Annotated in this window: 18 protein-coding genes; 12 read left to right on the top strand and 6 right to left on the bottom strand. The window is 69.9% G+C overall.

Features of this window, described 5'->3' with window-relative positions:
- The first annotated feature begins 153 nt into the window (after positions 1 to 153).
- Entirely contained in the window at positions 154 to 876 is a 723-nt protein-coding gene (locus tag OG456_RS35655; protein WP_266568348.1) for a PP2C family protein-serine/threonine phosphatase, read from the top strand.
- Between the two features lie 18 nt (positions 877 to 894).
- On the opposite strand, the gene OG456_RS35660 is transcribed toward OG456_RS35655, so the two are convergent.
- On the bottom strand, positions 895 to 1,461 hold the full coding sequence (locus tag OG456_RS35660; protein WP_266568350.1) for a DUF4232 domain-containing protein: 567 nt from the start codon (positions 1,459 to 1,461) through the stop codon (positions 895 to 897).
- Positions 1,462 to 1,676: 215 nt separating this feature from the next.
- On the opposite strand from OG456_RS35660, the gene OG456_RS35665 reads away from it, so the two are divergent.
- Both OG456_RS35665 and OG456_RS35670 read left to right on the top strand, forming a co-directional pair.
- Positions 1,677 to 2,351, top strand: coding sequence for a TetR/AcrR family transcriptional regulator (locus OG456_RS35665; protein ID WP_266568352.1), 675 nt, complete (start codon positions 1,677 to 1,679; stop codon positions 2,349 to 2,351).
- A gap of 174 nt (positions 2,352 to 2,525) precedes the next feature.
- Positions 2,526 to 4,136 (top strand): MDR family MFS transporter, encoded by a 1,611-nt coding sequence (locus tag OG456_RS35670; protein WP_266568354.1) that lies wholly within the window; start codon positions 2,526 to 2,528, stop codon positions 4,134 to 4,136.
- A gap of 176 nt (positions 4,137 to 4,312) precedes the next feature.
- Here OG456_RS35670 and OG456_RS35675 read toward each other — a convergent pair whose 3' ends face one another.
- The gene (locus tag OG456_RS35675; protein ID WP_266568356.1) at positions 4,313 to 4,768 is read right to left on the bottom strand and encodes a pyridoxamine 5'-phosphate oxidase family protein; all 456 of its coding nucleotides are present in this window, start codon (positions 4,766 to 4,768) and stop codon (positions 4,313 to 4,315) included.
- 188 nt (positions 4,769 to 4,956) lie between these two features.
- Here OG456_RS35675 and OG456_RS35680 point away from each other — a divergent pair, with 188 nt between their 5' ends.
- Positions 4,957 to 5,892 carry an SDR family oxidoreductase gene (locus OG456_RS35680; protein WP_266568358.1) on the top strand — a complete coding sequence of 312 codons (936 nt, stop codon included), beginning with the start codon at positions 4,957 to 4,959 and terminating at the stop codon, positions 5,890 to 5,892.
- A gap of 35 nt (positions 5,893 to 5,927) precedes the next feature.
- Here OG456_RS35680 and OG456_RS35685 read toward each other — a convergent pair whose 3' ends face one another.
- Entirely contained in the window at positions 5,928 to 6,146 is a 219-nt protein-coding gene (locus tag OG456_RS35685) for a hypothetical protein (RefSeq protein WP_266568360.1), read from the bottom strand.
- 253 nt (positions 6,147 to 6,399) lie between these two features.
- Between OG456_RS35685 and OG456_RS35690 the strand changes: the two genes are divergently transcribed.
- From OG456_RS35690 to OG456_RS35705, 4 genes are all read left to right on the top strand, one after another.
- A complete protein-coding gene (locus tag OG456_RS35690; RefSeq protein ID WP_266568362.1) occupies positions 6,400 to 7,575 on the top strand; it encodes a hypothetical protein in 1,176 nt (391 codons plus the stop codon).
- A gap of 672 nt (positions 7,576 to 8,247) precedes the next feature.
- Positions 8,248 to 8,742: a DUF5709 domain-containing protein gene (locus OG456_RS35695; protein WP_266568364.1), complete on the top strand. Its 495-nt coding sequence runs from the start codon at positions 8,248 to 8,250 to the stop codon at positions 8,740 to 8,742.
- 74 nt (positions 8,743 to 8,816) lie between these two features.
- Positions 8,817 to 9,857 (top strand): Dyp-type peroxidase, encoded by a 1,041-nt coding sequence (locus tag OG456_RS35700; protein WP_266568366.1) that lies wholly within the window; start codon positions 8,817 to 8,819, stop codon positions 9,855 to 9,857.
- Positions 9,854 to 10,651, top strand: coding sequence for a family 1 encapsulin nanocompartment shell protein (locus OG456_RS35705; protein ID WP_266568368.1), 798 nt, complete (start codon positions 9,854 to 9,856; stop codon positions 10,649 to 10,651). The genes OG456_RS35700 and OG456_RS35705 overlap by 4 nt, the downstream gene beginning before the upstream one ends.
- A 63-nt stretch (positions 10,652 to 10,714) precedes the next feature.
- On the opposite strand, the gene OG456_RS35710 is transcribed toward OG456_RS35705, so the two are convergent.
- Both OG456_RS35710 and htpX read right to left on the bottom strand, forming a co-directional pair.
- Positions 10,715 to 11,302 (bottom strand): hypothetical protein, encoded by a 588-nt coding sequence (locus OG456_RS35710; protein WP_266568370.1) that lies wholly within the window; start codon positions 11,300 to 11,302, stop codon positions 10,715 to 10,717.
- Between the two features lie 18 nt (positions 11,303 to 11,320).
- Positions 11,321 to 12,247 (bottom strand): zinc metalloprotease HtpX, encoded by a 927-nt coding sequence (gene htpX / locus OG456_RS35715; protein ID WP_266569535.1) that lies wholly within the window; start codon positions 12,245 to 12,247, stop codon positions 11,321 to 11,323.
- Between the two features lie 254 nt (positions 12,248 to 12,501).
- Between htpX and OG456_RS35720 the strand changes: the two genes are divergently transcribed.
- Positions 12,502 to 12,954 carry an NUDIX hydrolase gene (locus tag OG456_RS35720; protein WP_266569536.1) on the top strand — a complete coding sequence of 151 codons (453 nt, stop codon included), beginning with the start codon at positions 12,502 to 12,504 and terminating at the stop codon, positions 12,952 to 12,954.
- Here OG456_RS35720 and OG456_RS35725 read toward each other — a convergent pair.
- Positions 12,951 to 14,117 carry an ROK family transcriptional regulator gene (locus OG456_RS35725; protein WP_266568372.1) on the bottom strand — a complete coding sequence of 389 codons (1,167 nt, stop codon included), beginning with the start codon at positions 14,115 to 14,117 and terminating at the stop codon, positions 12,951 to 12,953. The two genes, OG456_RS35720 and OG456_RS35725, sit on opposite strands and share 4 nt — an antisense overlap.
- Before the next feature lie 211 nt (positions 14,118 to 14,328).
- Between OG456_RS35725 and OG456_RS35730 the strand changes: the two genes are divergently transcribed.
- From OG456_RS35730 to OG456_RS35740, 3 genes are read left to right on the top strand one after another with little or no spacing between them, the layout of a single operon-like run.
- The gene (locus tag OG456_RS35730) at positions 14,329 to 15,300 is read left to right on the top strand and encodes a carbohydrate ABC transporter permease (protein ID WP_266568374.1); all 972 of its coding nucleotides are present in this window, start codon (positions 14,329 to 14,331) and stop codon (positions 15,298 to 15,300) included.
- A gap of 28 nt (positions 15,301 to 15,328) precedes the next feature.
- Positions 15,329 to 16,246: a carbohydrate ABC transporter permease gene (locus OG456_RS35735; RefSeq protein ID WP_266568376.1), complete on the top strand. Its 918-nt coding sequence runs from the start codon at positions 15,329 to 15,331 to the stop codon at positions 16,244 to 16,246.
- Positions 16,247 to 16,261: 15 nt separating this feature from the next.
- Positions 16,262 to 17,605: a sugar ABC transporter substrate-binding protein gene (locus OG456_RS35740; RefSeq protein WP_266568378.1), complete on the top strand. Its 1,344-nt coding sequence runs from the start codon at positions 16,262 to 16,264 to the stop codon at positions 17,603 to 17,605.
- Positions 17,606 to 17,645 lie beyond the last annotated feature (40 nt).

Raw genomic sequence — 17,645 nt, forward strand, 5'->3', positions numbered from 1 at the left:
GCTTGATCCAGTGTGAAGTTGACGGCCTCTGGGTGCCGGGATCCGGCGGGACGGATTCGGTGACAATCGGTTACCGGGAGCACTCGACTGGCTAGACTTGCGCGGCGCGTCACGTCGGGCAGCACGTCCGGCCGCACCCCGGAAGGTCCCCGCATGACTGCCCGTTCCCAGCCGGTCTCTCCTCTCCCCGAGCAGGTCGGCGCGCTGCGCGTCAGCGCGCGGCACCTGGCGAACGCCACCGCCGCGCCGGTGGAGAGAAACCCCGCGGGGGCGGGCGGCGACGTGTACGGAGCCGTTGAATCTCCTTACGGCACGCGTCTGTTGATGGGTGACGTCATGGGCAAGGGTCGCGCGCTCGCCCGCACCGCGGACAGCGTCTTACGCGCCTGGCGTGATCTCGCCGCCTGCGAGGCGCGGTTGGAGGGCATCGCCGTACGGCTGCACTCTCTGGTCGCGCACTCGGACGAACCCGACCGCTTCGTCACGGCGACCCTGCTCAGCGTCGAGTCCGACGGATCCGCCCAACTGGTCTGCTGCGGACACCCGCCGCCCGTCCTGCTGCGCGACGGCGCCGCCGTCCACGCCGCGGTCCCCGCGCCCGCGCCGCCGCTCGGCCTGCTCGACCTGCATTCCGGATGGTGCGCCGCCCAGCCGGTGCCGGCCTCTGCCTGGGAGTGCATGCTGCTCTACACGGACGGGGTGAGCGAGGCCAGGGACGCGCGCGGTGCGTTCTACCCGCTGGCGGAGCGGGCCGCCGCCCTGGGGAACGCGGCCCTCGAAGACTTCACTGACGCCCTCGCCGCCGATCTGCTCCGCCACGCGGAGGGCCGGCTCCAGGACGACGCCTCGCTTCTCGCGGTCCGCGCCGCGGCCTGATGCCAGGTGGGCGAGGGGTCAGACTTTCAGGACCCCCGCGCCGTCGGACTCGGCCAGAGCCTCGTCCGCCAGGGCCCGCGTCGGCTGCCACAGAGTTGTCACCGGCGACCAGACCCGCAGTCCGCCCGACTCGGAGAGTGAGGCGGCGGTGAACTTTTTGCCGTGGTGTTCCGGATTCGCCGCCACCTCGATGTAGCCGACCGACCGGGTGTCGCTGTCGCCGCTCGCGGACAGGGACCGCACGGCGGCGTGGGCCGTCTTCCCGGCGTCGAGCTTGTACGTGGAGCTGCCGGAGAGCGGGAACGGGACGGCGGCCCCGTCCAGATCGCCGTACGTGACCAGCGGCACGCGCTCCACAAGGCAGGCGCGCGAGGAGTGGTTCTTAACGCTCAGGCGCAGGACGTGGTCCTGGCCCGACGGGGCCGCCTTCACCGTCAGCGTTTTCTCCGCGCAGGGCTTGAGGGCGGCCGGTGCGGCGGCGGGGCGCGCGGGGTGGAGATCGGTCGACGCCGCGGCGGCGGACACGCCGGTGGCGGACGCGAGCAGCGCGGCGGCGGAGGCGGCAAGGACGGTGCGAGTGAGCATCAGTCTGGTCTCCCGGCGAACAGTGGCTTTCGCATTTCACCCGAAACAATGCTTATGGAGCGTAACCCGGATGAATACGACTGCCCACGTCAGCGCCCGCGCCGCCGGCGTGACCGCTGATGGCGAAGGCCTCGCGGGCGCCTGGAGCAGGGTTTTGCGGGCACCTAGATGCAGTGCGCGCAAAGATTGCAGTGTGTGCAAGAATCTTCCGCGTGATGACATCAGGCACCGCGGCGTCGGCGGTCCGCGAGCCGGCGCCGGCCGAAGGGCTGCGCGCCCGGCGACGGCGCCAGACCCGGGCCGAACTGCACGCCGCCACGGTCCGCCTGGCCCGTGAACACGGCCTCGAACACGTCACGGTCGAGATGATCAGCAAGGAGGCCGGGGTCTCCCCACGGACCTTCTTCAACTACTTCCGCACCAAGGAGACCGCCCTCTTCGCCTGGCCAGGCGGCCTGACCGAGGCCGAGGCGGAGCAGTTCGTCTCCGCGCCGGGCCGCGGCCCGGACGCCGTGCTGCGGGACCTGGGCGACGTGTTCGCCACGCACGTCGACGAAATGGCGCCCGGCGCCGGAGCGTTCGAGGACGTCCTCGCCCTGGTCGAGAAGGTGCCCTCGGCCCTCGGCGCGTTCCTCGCCGAGTGCGACGCGCTCGAACGGGACCTCGCCGGCGCCATCGCCCGCCGCACGGGAGACGCCCCCGACGGACAGACCGTGGCGCTGCTCGCGGGGATCGCCATGACCGCCGTACGCAACGGCCTCATGCGATGGGCCCGCGACAAGCAGCACCCCGACGGCCCCGCGGCCTCGGTGCGCGACTCCTTCACCGCTTTGCGCGGCCTCCTCGCCCCGGCGTACACCCCACCCGCCACCACCGAACGGGAGGCCTGAGCCGCGGCTCCCGCAGCGCAACCCGGCCGCCGCCCCCACGGCACCGGTGCGAGCGCTCCCCGCGCAAGGCCCCCACACGACTCCCCACCCCAGCCCCGAAGACTCCCCGAACTCCCCGGGCGGCGACCGCTCGCGCGCCGCGCATCCCATCACTTCACGTACGGAGACCTGAGCATGACCCACGCCCCCGCACCGGCGGGCACCGATCCCGCCCCTGAGGACGGAACGGCCAAGCCGCACAACTTCGGGCTGATCTTCGGCGCGCTGATGCTGACGATGCTGCTCGGCGCGCTCGACCAGACCATCGTCAGCACCGCCCTGCCGACCATCGTCGGCGAGCTCAACGGCATCGAGCACATGGCGTGGATCACCACCGCGTACATCCTCGCCGCCACCATCGGCATGCCGGTCTACGGCAAGCTCGGCGACCTCATGGGCCGCAAGAACATATTCCTCGCGGGCATCGCGCTCTTCCTGGTCGGCTCCGTGGTCTGCGGGCTCGCCCAGAACATGGGCACCCTCGTCGCGGGCCGCGCCCTCCAGGGCCTGGGCGGCGGCGGCCTCATGATCACCTCGCAGGCGATCATCGCCGACCTCGTGCCGCCCCGGGAACGCGCCAAGTACATGGCCCCCATGGGCGCCGTGTTCGGCCTCTCCTCGGTCGTCGGGCCGCTGCTCGGCGGCTGGTTCACCGACGAGCACTCGTGGCGCTGGGCGTTCTGGGTCAACCTGCCGCTCGGTATCCTCGCCTTCTTCGTCGCGGCCGTCGCGATCAAGCTGCCGCGCAAGGCCGTCAAGGTCACCCTCGACTACCTCGGCACCGCACTGATGGCCGCCGCCGTCACCTGCACCGTGCTGTTCGCCAGCTGGGGCGGCACGCAGTACGAGTGGTCCGACCCGCTGGTCATCGGGCTCGGCATCGGCGCGGTCCTCGCCTGGGTGCTGTTCTTCGTCGCCGAGAAGCGGGCCGCCGAGCCGGTCATCCCGCTGCACCTCTTCCGCAGCCCGATCTTCAACGTCGCCACGCTCCTCGGCATGATCGTGATCGGCCTCGGCATGTTCGCGATCGTCGGCTACATGCCCACGTATCTCCAGATGGTCTACGGCAAGACGGCCACCGAGTCGGGGCTGCTGCTCATCCCGATGGTCGTCGGCATCATGGCCACGGCGCTGCCGTCCGGCGCGATCATGAGCAAGACCGGCCGCTACAAGATCTATCCGATCGTCGGCACGGTCATCATCATGCTCGTCGCGTTCCTGATGTCCCGCCTCGACGTGAGCGACCCGGTCTGGCTGGTCTGCCTGTACGTAGGACTCGCGGGCGCCGGTGTCGGCCTGATGATGCAGACCCTCGTACTCGCCGTGCAGAACGACTTCCCGGGCGCCGAGGTCGGCACGGCCACTTCCGCGAACAACTTCTTCCGGGAGATCGGCGCGACCCTGGGCACCGCCGTCGTCGGCGCGGTCTTCGCCAGCCGCCTCACCGACCAGCTCGCCACGCGCCTGCCCGCGGACGCCGCCTCGAAGGTCGGCGACAGCGACTCACTGACGCCCGCGCTCGTACGGGCCCTGCCGGCCGATCTGCGCGCCACGGTCGTCTCCTCGTACCAGGAGGCACTCGTGCCGATCTTCCTGTACCTGGTGCCCGTCTTCGCGGTCGGTCTCGTCCTCGCCTTCGTACTGAAGGAGAAGCCGCTCGCCGACAACGAGGACTGGCATGCCGAGAACGAGACGGCGCGGCCGGGCGGTGAGGAGAAGGAGCTGGAGCCTGCCGCCGCCGGCTGAGCCGGGTCGACCGGCTGAGTGTGTGGCACCGGGCGCGCCCGTCGGAGGTCTCTCCGGCGGGCGCGTTCCGCGTTGTCGGGCTGCGGGTGGGCTGCCATGGGTGGGCTGAGGTGGGTGGGGTCGGCTTTTGGCCGGCTCCGCAGTCCGTTCTCAACTCGGGCTTCGGTGCGGGTGGTTCAGTGCTCGACCCACTCGCCCTCCCGCATCAGGTCCCGGCCCGCCAGCTCGTTGGCCTCCCGCCAGGCCTGGACCCGCCGCGGTGTGACGCGGAAGTAGAGGTACTCCGAGGTCAGCGTGCGCGGGTCGAACCCTGTCTTCTCCGCGAACGCGTCTCCGACGCTCTGCGGGAGTTCGGCGGCCGTCAGCGTCTGCGCCGTGCCCTCGATCATGACGACGTCACGCGTCGGGCCGACACCGAGCCTGACCCGCCCCGTAGCCCGCAGATTGCGTCCCGTGGAGCTGGCCGCCGGAGTGGCGAGCAGCAGCGTCGCGCCGTCCCACAGGAACGACAGCGGTACGAGATACGGCGTCGCGTTCTCCCCGTCGGCCGTGGCCACCCATACGTCCTCGTCGCGTTCGAGCCTGTCGAGGGTGTCCTGCTTGCGCTGCTTCGCGGTCCGGGCGGGTGGCATCGGCGTCTCCCTGTCACATCGGGCGGATTCCCTGGTCACTGTTATGACACGGGCCGGCCCTGGAATGTGACCGATGGGCGGAGAACATCCGCTCAGGAATGGCGACACTCGGTGTCCTGATTTCGGGTCATGCTCGAACCGAGGGCTGGCCACGGCGGCCCGTCCCGCAGCAGCGAGGAGACGGCTCCATGACACAGGAACCCGGGACCGGAAGTGCCCGGCTGGACGACAAGGTCGCCCTCGTGGCGGGCGCGACCCGCGGCGCGGGACGGGGCATCGCCGTGGAACTCGGCGCGGCCGGCGCCACGGTGTATGTGACCGGCCGCACGACGCGGGCCCGGCGCTCCGAGTACGACCGGCCGGAGACCATCGAGGACACGGCCGACCTGGTGACCGCGGCCGGCGGGCGCGGTATCGCCGTGCCCACCGACCACCTCGACCCCGCCCAGGTCAAGGCCCTCGTCGACCGCATCGCCACCGAACAGGGGCGGCTCGATGTCCTGGTCAACGACATCTGGGGCGGCGAGAACCTCTTCGCCTGGGACACCCCCGTCTGGGAGCACGACCTCGACGACGGGCTTCGCCTGCTCCGCCTCGCCGTCGAGACGCACGCCATCACCAGCCACCACGCGCTGCCGCTCCTGCTCCGCAACCCCGGTGGTCTCGTCGTCGAGGTGACCGACGGCACGGCCGAGTACAACCGTGACAACTACCGCGTCTCGTTCTTCTACGATCTCGCCAAGAGTTCCGTCCTGCGTATGGGCTTCGCCCTCGGGCAGGAACTGGGCCCACGCGGCGCGACAGCCCTCGCCCTCACCCCGGGCTGGCTCCGCTCGGAGATCATGCTCGGCCACTTCGGCGTCACCGAGGAGAACTGGCGCGACGCCCTGGAACAGATGCCGCACTTCGCGATCTCCGAGACGCCGTTCTACGTCGGCCGGGCCGTCGCCGCGCTCGCCGCCGACCCCGAAGTGGCCCGCTGGAACGGGCAGTCGACGTCGAGCGGGGCACTTGCCCAGGTGTACGGCTTCACCGACGTCGACGGGAGCCGGCCCGACGCCTGGCGCTACCTCGTCGAGGTGCAGGACCCGGGCAAGCCGGCCGACGCGAGCTCTTACCGCTGACGCTGGGGTGTGGGGTGTGGGTTGGCGGCGCCTCTTCAGATCTGCGCCGGCCACACCTTCGTACCGCCACCCCGCCACTCGACCAGCTCGGGGTCGTCCAGCCGCGCGTCCTCCAGGCCCGCTCGCCGCAGGAACTCGAGCACGTCCTCCTGTCCGGTCGCCAGTCCGGCGTCCTCGCCGCGGATGGTCACCCGGCGGCCGCCGGGCTGGGTGGCGTGCACGACCACAGGGGGAAATCCTTCAGGTTCGTCCATGGTCCTCAGCTTCCGTGACGGGGATCGGCTCCGCACCCGGACGGGGCACCGGCGCCGGGCGCGTGGCGTGCATCGCGGTCGGCTGCGGGGCAGAACGGGGCGGGGTGGCTCGTTCTCGTTCCGCCAACAATGACGGAACCCTTGCGCGCGCGGCAGCTACTTCCCGATTGCGTCCAAATCGCCCTGTATTGGCCCCAGTCGAGCTCCTGCCACCGGTCACCCGTGACAGAGAAGGACCAGTTACGGTGCTGTAGTGGTGATCACTCAGCAGGACAACGGGGAACAGACAGTGACCGGGACCGCGCTGCTCCTTGCGGCCGCCCCGGCGAACAAGAGCTGCCTCATCGACGCGACTTCCGTACTGCCCGCGCTCGCGGCCGTACCACCCAGCGCGCTGACCGGCACCGCCGCCGCGACCGTCGTCGAACTCGCCGACCCCGTCGACCCGCAGACCGTCCTCACCCGCATCCGCACCGCGGCCGCCGCGCCCGGCCCCCTCGTCCTGTACGTGACCGGGCAGCTCCATCTGGATCACCGCCAGCGTCTGCTCCATCTCGCCCTGGCCCGTACGACTCCGTCGACCCTGCGGTACACGGCACTGCCCTGGCACTGGCTCACCGGCGAACTCGCGCTCCGGCGGCCCGACACCACCACGGTGGTCCTCGATCTGGTGGCCGACGGTGATGCCTGGGGGCAGGTGCGGGGCGGGGGGTTCGGTGTGGGGCCCGGGGTTCGTCTGTTCGGGCGGGTCTCGCCTCCTCCTCCGCGCCGTTCCAACGCCGTGCCCGGCTACCTCAAGACCTATGCCTCGATATGGCGCAACGGGCACCGACCGCCGCTTGCGCATCTTCATGCTCAGGCGGCTGGGGAGGCCGGTCCCGGCGATGCGGTGTTCCTCGCGGTCGATGGTGGGCCGGGGAGTGTGCCGGTGGCTCCCTCGTCGCCCGTGCCGGTCCCTCGGCAAGAGGTGGCTCCAGTTGTCGAGGCTCGCCCCGATGCCGATCCGCACCCGGCGATCCTCGCCGCCGCGCAGTCCGGGCGGCACGGTGAGGCCGCGGCCATCGCGGCCATGTGGGAGAGCACCGCTCTGCGCACTCATGGCGCGGGGTCGCCGGAGGCGCTCCACTGGCTCGAGGTGCGTGCGGATCTTGCGCGGCTCGCGCAGGATCCTGGGCGCAGTTGCGAGCTGTGGATGGCCGCGGCCTCGGCTCGGCTGGCGCGCGGGCAGGCTGTGGACACGGAGGATGTCGAGGCAGCCGTGGATCGCGCCCATCATCAGTGGGAGCAGCTTGGTGATCCGGCGCAGGCCCGTGCGCTTGCCGCGTCTCTTACGCGGCTGCGGCGTGCGGTTCCCGGTCGGCGGCCCGGCGCGCTCGAGGCGATCGGGCGGCGGATCTCGGCGCTGGAGGACGTGCCCGCGACGCCGTGACGGAGGGGTGGGGCGGGGGTGGCGGTGCCTGCTTCGGTGCGGGGTGTCGTCGGTCGTTGTGTTGTCGGGTGCGGGGCCGCGGGGGCATGTACGTGCTCGCTGTTCTACGGGCGCGCGCTGGCTAGTTAATTGCCTGTACGTGGTGCTGGTGGCTCCGCGCGCACATGCCCCCGCGTCCCCTCCCGTCTCGTCGGCTTCTCACCGCCGGTGGGACTCGCTGCCCGGTGGGACTTGCTGCCGCGCGTCTCGTACGCGGCCGACCCTTCGGCGGGGCTGCTCCGTCCCGGGCGACCGGTCCACGGCACGTATGCGGCTCATCGCTCGGTGGGGCCGCCTTCCCAGCTTTCGTCCTCGGGGGTGGGTCGTGACGTAGTTCATGGGGCGGGCCGGGGGGTGGGGAATTCCCGAGGGTGGTTCGTCGTTAACCTTGGCGTGGACGCGGATGGAGCTGTGTCCCCGGGCCTCATCTCATTCGCCTGCAAGGACGATCGTTCGGCTGATGCCTTGTGGAGCCCCCGCCGCGAGGCGACCGCCATCCGTGGCCACTCGGACCGCCCCGGCCGTGATCCCCCGTCACGGTCGGGGCACCTTCACGTCCGGGATCCTTCAGCAGGACGTGCCGCCCCCTCGCCGCCCACAATGGAGGCAGAGGCCACCGCTGAAGGAGGCGACGTGGACATCGACGATCAAGGGCGGGGAGACGACGTCTACCAGCCCGACGGGTCCGAGGTCCAGGACGACGAGGGTCTCCTCGACCAGGAGGACACCCTGCTCGGCGGCGCCGTCACCGATCCGCTCGACCAGGGCTATTCGCCGCCCGAGCGGCCCTGGGGGGTCGAGCACACCGGTGTCACCTGCTCGGAGCAGCGGCTCGGCGAGACGCTCGACGAGCGTCTGTCCGAGGAGGTCCCCGACCTGTCCGTACCGGAAGACGACGGCATCGGAGACACCTGGGACACCGACGGCGAACCGCTCGACGACGAGGTGGGGGCCGAGCGCGCCGGTCGGCTCGTGGCGCCCGATGAAGGAGTGCGTAAGGACGAGGAGAGCGAGCTCGTCGCCGAGGACGTCGGGATCGACGGTGCGGCCGCCTCCGCCGAGGAGGCCGCGATGCACCTCGTGGAGGACGTCCGCAGAGGGCGTGATCCACGGCGGGTCACCGACTGACCGTGCGGGAGAGGTGAGCCCGGCTTAGTGTGACGGAAGTCAGCCGACTGCATCGCACCCCTGCGGGAGAGTCAGTGACGCAAACGCAGCCCGTCATGGCGCCGTACTCGACAGCGGCCCTCTTTCTCGTGGTGACCACGGCACCTGGCGCCGAACCCCGCGTACGCGACCAGCTCGGTGGTGTGAACGGGCTGCTGCGGTCGGTCTCGTTCCGCTCTCCCGACTCGTTCCTGTCGTGCACCGTCGGGATTGGCTCTGTTGTCTGGGACCGGTTGTTCGGCGGGCCGCGGCCCGCCGGGCTGCATCCCTTTCGTGAGCTGAACGGCGATCGGCACCGGGCCGTCGCCACTCCGGGGGATCTGCTCTTCCATGTGCGGGCGCGGCGCATGGACCTCTGTTTCGAGCTGGCCGGCCACATCGTCGGACAGCTCGGCGACGCCGCGACCGTTGTCGACGAGGTGCACGGCTTCAACTACTTCGACGACCGGGACCTGCTCGGGTTCGTGGACGGCAGCGAGAACCCGACCGGTGAAGCGGCACGCTCTGCCGTGTTCATCGGCGATGAGGACGCCCCGTTCGCGGGCGGCAGTTACGTCGTGGTGCAGAAGTATCTCCACGACATGGCTGCCTGGCATGCCCTGTCGACGGAGGAGCAGGAGAAGGTCATCGGCCGTTCGAAGGCCGACAACATCGAGATGTCCGACGAGACCAAGCCCGCCAACTCCCACGTCGCCCTCAACACCATTACCGAGGATGGTGAGGAACGGCAGATCTTCCGCCAGAACATGCCGTTCGGGACCCTGGAGCGCGGCGAGTTCGGGACGTACTTCATCGGGTACGCGCGGACTCCCGCGGTCACCGAGCAGATGCTCGAGAACATGTTCATCGGCAGCCCTCCCGGCAACACCGACCGGATCCTCGACTTCTCCACCGCCGTCACGGGAAACCTGTTCTTCGTTCCCACCGCAGACTTCCTCGACAACCTGCCGGACCCGCCCGCTCTGCCGGACGCCGCACGCGAAGTTCCCGCACCTGCCGCGTCACCGCAGCCCGTCGTCGCCCCGCCCGACGGCTCGTTGGGCATCGGCGGCCTCAAAGGAGCCCCCGCGTCATGAACAACCTGCACCGCGAACTCGCCCCCATCAGCGAAGCCGCCTGGGCGGAGATCGAGCAAGAGGCGGGCCGCACCTTCCAGCGCCATGTCGCGGGACGCCGCGTCCTCGACGTCACCGGCCCCGACGGGCTCGAACTCGCCGCCGTCGGCACCGGGCATCTGCGGTCCGTAACGCCGCCCGCACCGGGAGTCATGGCGCGGCTGCGCGAGGCCCAGCCGCTGGTTGAACTGCGCGTGCCCTTCACGGTCAGCCGCGAGGCCGTGGACGACGTCGCTCGTGGCTCCAACGACTCCGACTGGCAGCCGGTCAAGGACGCGGCCCGCACGATGGCGTTCGCCGAGGACCAGGCCATCTTCGACGGCTACGCCGCGGGCCAGATCGAAGGCGTCCGCGAGCGCACGTCCAACCCCGTTCTGAGTCTGCCGGCCGAACCCCGCGACTACCCCGACACCATCTCGAGGGCCTTGAGCGCCCTGCGCCTCGCCGGCGTCGACGGCCCGTACTCGCTGCTGCTCGGCGCTGAGGCGTACACGGCGGTCAGCGAGACCACCGACCACGGTTTCCCCGTGTCCGGCCACATCGCCCGGCTCCTGGACGGCGACCTGATCTGGGCACCCGCGATCAACGGCGCCTTCGTTCTGTCCACCCGCGGGGGCGACTACGAACTCCGCATCGGTCAGGATCTTTCGATCGGTTACACCTCGCACGACGCGATCGGCGTCGAGTTGTACTTCCAGGAGACGCTGACGTTCCTGATGTACACGGACGAGGCCGTCGTCGCTCTGCGGGCGTGATGGTCGGGGTTTCGTGATGGTCGGGGTTTGTCGACCGGTCCCGTCCTTCCCTCGGTGGCCGTGTCAGGTCGTGTCTCCCAGGCCGGGGGCGCCCCACACCGGGAACCAGCGTTCCAGGTCCGGTTCCATGCGGAGGTCGTCGCCGATCACTGCGCGTACGCGCAGTTCCAGGGCGTTGTCGCGCCTTTCTCCGGGGAGCGGGGCGAAGGGGTAGAACGTGCCCCGCTTGTACAGGTAGACGAGCGCCAGCGAGTGGCCCTCTGTGTTGCGGAAGCCGGCCAGGGAGCAGAGGAGCTGGGGGCCGAAGCCGTTGCCTTCGAGCGTGGCGTTCACCGCGTGCAGATCCCCGACCAGCGCCGGGAGGTCCGAGGGGGCTCGTCGCGAAAGCAGCCATGTGTAGCCGTATTCGTCCCGGCTGAACTCCGCCGCGGTGCCACGCTCCGTATCGGCGTTCAGCAGCGCCCCTACGTCCTCGCGGATCGTGTCGAAGGCCGTCCCCTCCACCGTCGTGAAGCACACCGAGCCCAGGCCGGTCGGCGTGAACCCGGCGGCCGCCTCCAGGGTGATCGCGGCCGACGGCAGGCCGAAGAGCCGGTCGAGGTCGGGTGGGGCGGGCCTGGTGCGCCCGAGCAGGATGTCCAGGAAGCCCATGTGGATCCCTTCGGGGGCTCAGGCCGGGCGGCCGAGGTCGGCGGAGATCGCCGCCAGCTGGTCGAGGCGCTGTTCGAGCGAGGGGTGAGTGGAGAAGAGCCGGGGCAGGGGGGCGTTTTTCGACAGCGCGGGGATGAAGTAGAACGCGTTGAACGCGCGGGCCGTCCGCAGGTCCTTGTTCGGGATGCGGGCGATGTCCCCGTCGAGCTTGGTCAGCGCGGACGCCAGCGCCGACGGCCGGCCGGTGAGCAGTGCCGCGGCCCGGTCGGCGGCGAGCTCCCGGTATCGGGACAGTGCCCGGATGAGGACGAAGCTGATCGCGTATACGGCGATCGAGACGCCCATGACCACCGCGAGGACCACCAGCGTGTTCTGGTCGGTCCTGCGGCGCCCGCCGAGCAGCTCCGAGTAGAACGCGAAGCGCACGACGATACCGGCGACCACACCGAGGAACGAGGCCACCGTGATCACGGCGACGTCGCGGTGCGCCACATGGGACAGCTCGTGCGCGAGGACACCCTCCAGCTCGTCGGGCTCCAGACGGCGCAGCAGGCCCGTGGTCACGCACAGCACCGCGTGATCGGCGTTGCGGCCGGTGGCGAAGGCGTTCGGCAGATCGGTGCCGGCGATGGCCACCTGCGGTTTCGGCATGTCGGCGGTCGCGCACAGCCGGTCGATGACGCCGTGCAGCTGGGGCTGCTCCTCACGGGTCACGATGCGGCCGTGCATGGCGTACAGGGCGATCCGGTCGGAGAACCAGTACTGCGACCCGAGGAGTCCCGCGGCGATCACGACGACCAGGAGCGTCGACTTGAGCAGGACCAGGAGCGCACCGATGAACGCCACATACAGCAGCCCCAGCAGGAACACGGTGACCAGCATGCGCACGGTCAGCTGCCGATCGGCCTTGAACCGGCTCCCTCCGGCCTTGAGGGTGGTTGCCACAGCCGTCACCGCCTTCGCTCCGCGGTGCGCGCCGCCGTAGGGGCCGCTCACGCGGAGCGGGACCGGCGGTGCGCTCACCTTCCACGATGCCACTTACCGGGGCTCTTCCGACCAGTAGTGCACGGACGCTGTCAGTTTCCTGTCAGCCCCGGCTCCCGCCGTCCTGCCGGGTCGCGTCGGCGTCCCTCTAAAGTGGCGCCATGCCGCCGCGCGAGCAGTACGAACGGATCGCCGTGACGCCCGCACCTCCCGTGATGAAGCAGGGCGAGGTGTGGACCGTGGGTGCCGTGATCCTCAATGGGCAGGGGCAGGCTTTCGCGCAGAGGCGGAGCCCCGACCGGCGCCTTTTCCCCGGCACGTGGGACATCGTCGGCGGCCATGTCGAGCCCGGCGAGAGTCTTCTCGGCGCGCTGGCCCGCGAGATCGAGGAGGAGACGGGGTGGCGCCTGCGGCGGGTGGGTGCGTTCCTCGGTGTGTCCACCTGGACCGGCGACGACGGTGGCGGCCGACGGCACGAGGCCGACTGGGTCGTCGAGGTCGACGGGGATCTGGACCACCCCGCCCTGGAGTGGTCCAAGCACTCCGCGTACGGCTGGTTCGGTGCCGCCGACCTGGACCGGCTCAAGGAGAACTGCCGGCCGGGTGAGTTCCTGGTCCACGATCTGATCGCCGGCGTCCTGCTCGGCCCGGCCCGCGGCCCCCGCTAGGGCGTCCCCCACCCCTCGTTCGTCCCCAGCACCAGTACCTGGATGGCCAGGACCGCGGCGCCGCGGGCCCACTCGTGGAAGTCGGAGACCTTCGTCTCCAGGTGGACGGGGTCCGCCATGGGGTGGCGGTTGGCGAGGATCGCCTCGTGGACCACGCCGCCCGCGACGTCGGCGAGGCCCACCCCCTCGCCCGCCAGCAGGATCTTCTCCGGCATCGCGAAGTTGGCGATCTGTGCGACCAGCGTGCCCAGGGCTCGCGCAGCCTCGCCGATCACGCGGGAGCAGAGCGGGTCACCGGACGTGGCGGAGGCCAGGATCTCCTCGTACGTCACGTCCCGGCCGGTGGCCGCGCGAACCTGGTAGCAGATGCTGGGGATGGTCAACAGGGCCATGGCGCTGCCCCGTTCGCCCTCCGGGGTGAGCGGGCCGTTGGCGTCGATGATCCAGCGCTTGCCGACCCCGTGGCCGTCCTCGCCGGTGCGGACCAGGCGTCCGCCGAGCATCAGGCCGTAGCCGATGCCCGCCCCGATGGTGAGGACAGCGAACCGTTCGAGGCCGCGGCCGGCGCCGAACCAGGCCTCGGCCTCGATCAGCCCCGCCACGTCGCTGTCGACGACGACGGGCAGCCCCGTACGCCCTTCGACCATTTCGGCGAGCGGTACTTCCTCCCAGCCGAGGAACGCGTTCGCGACGACGGTCGCCCGGTGCCTGACGTTGCCGCCCACGCCGATGCCGATTCCGGCGAGGCGGGGGAAGCTCTCCTGGAAACCGGTGGTCATCCGGTGCAGGAGGTCCGCGATCTCCTCCGGGTCGTGCGTGTCCAGGAGCTCGGACCGGCGGGCGACGATCTCGCTCCTGAGGGTGGTGACCACCCCGTAGACCGCGTCACCCGTGATCTTGAACCCGGCGAAGCTCTGTGACCCGGCCACGATGTCGAGCGGCTGCGAGGGGCGTCCCTGGCGCAGTGAGGCCGCTGTCGTGGCCTCCTCGACCAGCAGACCGGACTCGATGAGCGGCTTGGTCAGACGGGTGAGGCTGCCGGGGGACAGGCTGAGCCGCTTGGCGATCTCGCTGCGGGACAGCGGGCCGTGCGTCAACACCTCGATCGCCACCGCGCGTTCACCGGGGCTCAGGGGCAGCCAGCTCGCGGTACGTGCGCTCATGGGCTCCTCGCGCTGGTCGTTGAAGGGGGTGGCGTGCGGGCCTGAGTCTGTCACAGCCTGTGACAAAGAATTATTCCGTGGCGAAAGCAATGTCAAGCAGTTCCGGCTGACACGCCTTCCTGAGAAGGTCTCTCCGCGCCTCTTGACGCCATGATTGTTCCGCGTCAAAAGTAATCGGCACGAGGACGAGTCGCGGACGAGGGAGTCTCAGATGACTGTCGCCTCAAGCAGCCCACCCACCCGAGTGCGGTTGCCTGGTGCCGAAGCAGCTAGGCAGAAGACCAAGGACCGGATCAGGGAGCGGGACGGTGGCGGAAACGGCGGGGACGGCGCCCTCGCGGCGGTCTTCATCGCCCCGGCGCTGCTGGGTTTCCTGGTCTTCCTGCTCTGGCCCACGCTGCGCGGGATCTATCTGAGCTTCACCCGCTTCAACCTGCTCACGCCCGCGGAGTGGGTCGGCCTCGACAACTATGTGCGCATGGTCAACGACCCTATTTTCTGGGGGTCGTTGAAGGTCACCGTCGAGTACGTGGTCATCAACATCGGCGTCCAGACGGTCGCGGCGCTCGCCATCGCCGTCCTGATGCAGCGGCTGACGAAATCGGCGCTGCTGCGCGGCATCGTCCTGACGCCCTACCTCGTGTCGAACGTCGTCGCCGGCATCGTCTGGCTGTGGATGCTCGACACCCAGCTCGGTATCGGCAACCGCGTCATCGGCGCGTTCGGCTTCGACCACATCCCCTTCCTGACCGACGAGACCTGGGCGATACCGACCATCGCGCTGATCAACGTATGGCGCCACGTCGGCTACACCGCGCTGCTCCTGTTCGCCGGGCTCCAGGCCATCCCCGCCGACGTGTACGAGGCGGCGAAGGTCGACGGCGCGAGCGAATGGCGGATGTTCTGGCGCGTCACACTGCCGCTCCTGCGGCCGGTGCTCGCCGTCGTCCTGATCATGACCGTCATCGGCTCGTTCCAGGTCTTCGACTCCGTCGCCGTGACCACGGGCGGCGGGCCCGCCAACGCCACGAACGTCCTCCAGCTGTACATCTACGGCTCCGCGTTCGGCCGCTTCCAGTTCGGCTACGCCTCCGCCATGTCCGTGGCCCTCCTGGCCGTCCTCAGCGTGATCACCGTCATCCAGTACCGGCTCACCCGCGCCGGACACACCGACCTCGGCTAGCGACGAGCGAGAGAGAGGAGCCATCGCCATGGCCGCCGTGACCACCACAGCGCCCCGCGCTCGCGCCCGGCGCAGGATCTCGCCCGGACGCGCCCTCGCCTGGGCCGTGATGACCGCGATCGTCGTCATCACCCTGGTGCCGTTCTACTGGATCCTGCGCACCGCCCTGTCCTCCAACGCCGGGCTCACCGCCGACCCTTCGTCCCCGCTGCCCACCGGCCTCACGGGCGGCGGTTTCGCCCGGGTCTTCGGGCAGCAGAGCACGAAGGAGGCTCTTGCCCAGGGCGGCGCGGGCGGGTCGATCGACTTCTGGCGCTATCTGCTGAACTCCGTGGTCGTCTCGACCCTGATCACCGTCTGCCAGATCCTGTTCTCCGCCATGGCCGCGTACGCCTTCGCCCGGCTGCGCTGGCGCGGCAGGGACCGGATGTTCGGCCTGTTCCTCGCCGGGCTCATGGTGCCGACCATCTTCACGTTCCTGCCGAACTTCATCCTGATCAAGCAGCTCGGCCTGGTCGACACCCTGCTCGGGATCGCCCTGCCCAGCCTGTTCATGACGCCCTTCGCGGTGTTCTTCCTGCGGCAGTTCTTCATGAACCTGCCCCGCGAGGTCGAGGAGGCCGCGTTGCTCGACGGCGCCGGCAAGGTGCGGATCTTCTTCCGCGTGCTGCTGCCGATGGCGTCGACCCCCGTCATCACGCTGGGCGTCCTCACGTACATCACGGCCTGGAACGACTACTTCTGGCCGCTGATGGTGTCGTACAGCGACAGCTCGCGCGTGCTCACCGTCGCGCTGAGCATCTTCCGCGCGCAGACCCCGCAGACCGGCACCGACTGGTCGGGCCTGATGGCGGCGACGCTCGTGGCCGCGCTCCCGATGCTCGTGCTCTTCGGCTGCTTCGCGCGGCGCATCGTCAACTCCATCGGCTTCAGCGGGATCAAGTAGAGAGGCAGGAACCTGATGCGACTGCGTGCCTTCACCGCCCTCGCGGGGGCGCTCGCCCTCTCGCTGGTGTCCGGTTGTTCGGCGGGATCCTCCTCCGGCTCCGACGCGCACACCGTCACGTACTGGCTGTGGGATTCCAACCAACTGCCCGCGTACGAGGCCTGCGCCAAGGACTTCGAGAAGGAGAACCCGGGCCTCGACGTACGGATCACGCAGATGGGGTGGAACGACTACTGGACCAAACTCACCGCGAGCTTCATCGCGGGCACCCAGCCCGACGTGTTCACCGACCACATCCAGAAGTTCGCCCAGTTCGCCGACCTGGAGGTGCTCGCGCCGCTGGACAGGCTCCCGCACACGCGCGCCATCAAGGACGCGGACTACCAGCCCGGGCTCGCCGCCTCCTGGGTCGGCCAGGACGGGCACCGCTACGGCGCCCCCAAGGACTGGGACACCGTCGCCCTCTTCTACAACAAGAAGATGGCGCGCGAGGCCGGACTGACCGCCGGCCGGCTGAACAACCTCACCTGGAACCCCGAGGACGGCGGCACCTTCGAGAAGGCCATCGCGCATCTGACTCTTGACAGGAACGGCGTGCGCGGCGACGAGAAGGGCTTCGACAAGAACCACGTCAAGGTCTACGGCCTCGCCACGAACGACGCGGGCGACGGCGACGGCCAGACCCAGTGGAGCGCGTTCGCCGCGTCCATGGGCTGGCGCTACACCGACCAGCCGGCCTGGGGCACCCACTACAACTACGACGACAAGAGGTTCAAGGCCGCGATCGACTGGTACTTCGGCCTCGCCAAGAAGGGCTACCTCCCGCCCCAGAAGGACTTCTCCCAGACCAACGGCCCCGATGTGCAGTTCGGTTCGGGCACGGCGGCGACCTCGCTCAACGGCTCCTGGATGATCAAGACGTACTACGGGTTCAAGGGCATCCAGGCCGGCACGGCCGTCACCCCCGTCGGCCCGAGCGGCAAGCGCGCCACCATGATGAACGGCCTCGCGGACTCCATCACCAAGCACGCGCGCAACAAGCCGGGCGCCGAGAAGTGGGTGGCCTACCTCGCCTCCCACGCCTGCCAGCGGACGGTCGGCGAGCACGGGATCGTGTTCCCGGCCACCAAGGACGGCACGGCGGCGGCCGTCGCCGCGTACAAGAAGGACGGCATCGACGTCACGGCGTTCACCAAGCCGGTCGCCGACAAGACGACCTTCTCCTTCCCGATCACCAACTACGCGGCGGACGTATATGCGTTGATGCGGCCCGCCATGCAGGACATCTACGCCAACGACGCGCCCGTCGGCGGCCTCGACCGCACCAACAGCCAGATCAACCTCCTGCTCTCCCAATGAAGTCAAGCGAAGTTCAGCGAAGTTCAGCGAAGTCCAGTGA

The sequence above is a fragment of the Streptomyces sp. NBC_01446 genome (assembly GCF_026340095.1).
Taxonomy (GTDB): domain Bacteria; phylum Actinomycetota; class Actinomycetes; order Streptomycetales; family Streptomycetaceae; genus Streptomyces; species Streptomyces aureus.